The sequence below is a fragment of the Daejeonella sp. genome (assembly GCF_049655485.1).
Classification (GTDB): Bacteria; Bacteroidota; Bacteroidia; order Sphingobacteriales; family Sphingobacteriaceae; genus Daejeonella.
Genome location: NZ_JBASJU010000057.1, coordinates 1 through 1,699, shown reverse-complemented (window position 1 = coordinate 1,699; position 1,699 = coordinate 1). Strand labels below are relative to the sequence as shown.

At 37.6% G+C, this 1,699-nt stretch carries 3 protein-coding genes; 1 reads left to right on the top strand and 2 read right to left on the bottom strand.

The genetic code is table 11. The features are described 5' to 3' along the window. Positions 1-161, bottom strand: a 161-nt coding sequence (locus WBJ10_RS02430; protein WP_424287960.1) for a helix-turn-helix domain-containing protein, incomplete at its 3' end; no start/stop codon positions are given. Between the two features lie 65 nt (positions 162-226). Beyond that, on the bottom strand, positions 227-490 hold the full coding sequence (locus tag WBJ10_RS02425) for a hypothetical protein (protein ID WP_424287959.1): 264 nt from the start codon (positions 488-490) through the stop codon (positions 227-229). 707 nt (positions 491-1,197) lie between these two features. On the opposite strand from WBJ10_RS02425, the gene WBJ10_RS02420 reads away from it, so the two are divergent. Next, positions 1,198-1,699 (top strand): histidine kinase (locus tag WBJ10_RS02420; protein ID WP_424287958.1); only part of this gene is annotated, 502 nt, incomplete at its 3' end.

Sequence of the window (1,699 nt, the reverse complement as noted above, 5' to 3'; positions counted from 1 at the left end):
GCTGCCAATGAAATAAATACAGCATCGGGCAATATTTTGCCTCGCTCAATAAGCGAATATTTAGTCTGTGAAATATCCATTTTATTTGAAATCCACTCCTGACTAATTCCCCTGCTTACACGAATTTTACGGAGGTTCTCTCCAAAGTTGAAAATTTCCATTTTGTTCAGTTTAAATGAGTTTAAAAGGAAAATGCTTATGAGAACAGAAATTTGAAAGGCGAATATCAGACTGAAACAGTATCTGTTAAATATTTCATGTCGATTACATACTGAGCCATAGGAGATTGATGGCCAATATAATCGTTGATTTCCGGCGAATCCAAAGGAACAAGATCAAGAGCATGCTCCAGGGTTTTAAGTGGAATAAGTTCAACCGTTCGGTGATAATTTGGTTTATCATCTTTTGGTGTCATCTGGACACAGGTGTAGCCTTTAGCTTTCAATATAGCTATGACCTCAGGGCTGATTTCAGTAAAAGAATTTTTCATCTTGTCGTTCTAATTTAAGAATAATTAGGGAATAGGCTTGGTTAAGTCCCAGCTTCCCTCACAATTTTTGCAGTCGATGACATTGTCGGTTGCTTTGGGATTTAAAGGTCTTATATCGTCTTTTTGGCATGACGCTAGAACAATAAAAATAAATGCGAGTATTAATAGGTTAATATTTTTCATGCTTATTTAATTAGAGGATTAGAAAAAGTAAAAGCTTCCAATTGGAAGCTTTTAGAGGTTTAATGTGCTACAGATGGAGTAAAAATGTTAGTTACTGTAGTTGTGATGATAACGGTAGGATCCAACACTAAGTGAGTTTGTACCTTAGTTTTACCAAACTTAAAGCGATCTCTCTTTTTGAGTAGTGTGGATTGGTTTCTTAATGTTTTCATAATTTTCTATATTTAATATAAAGTAGCGCTCTCTACTTTTCAATACCAAATCTTTTACACCAACGTGGTAAACTGCGTGATGAAGACGTCTCCATGCGTGATCTAACTCTAGGTTCATCCTCCCAAAGGAGGGTGACATTATATTACCATGTCATCGCTTGGGTAGTATTTATTGCTTATGAGATAGTATTATCTGCAGAAATACGAGGAATTTATAATCATCCTTGGGATTATCTTTTCCGATATCCACTGTATGTCATGTTGTTTTACGTTCATTGTTTTTTCGTTCTCGGTCAAAATTTACCTAGGACAGTGGCTGATTACGTCAAACTTCTGATTTACTTGACACTTGAAATGGTATTATATTATGGAGCCAACGTGGCAATAAACGAGTTCCTCGTTTACTCAGAAATACCTGTAAATATCGTCGACACCTATTCTAAGCTATTTTTCCTGGCTACCCTATACCGATTTATCTATATTGCTGGCTTAAGCACTGCTTTCCATATTGCTTTAAATCTTCTCAAAAGTCAAAGACGCAACCACCACATTGCTACAGAGAAACTTATTGCTGAAAAAGAAAACGAATCCCTTCGAACGGAATTGGTCTCTGCCCAGTTGTCCCTACTTCGCTCCCGGGTGAATCCCCACTTTCTATTCAATACCTTAAACTCTGTTTATAACCGCATCCGTAAAAATGACCCTAACAGCGCGGAGTATGTGATGGCCCTTGCCGAACTGATGCGATATGCCTTCCAACCGGAAGCTGCTGGAGATGAAGTGCCCCTTGAAGACGAACTGGAGCATATTTCTT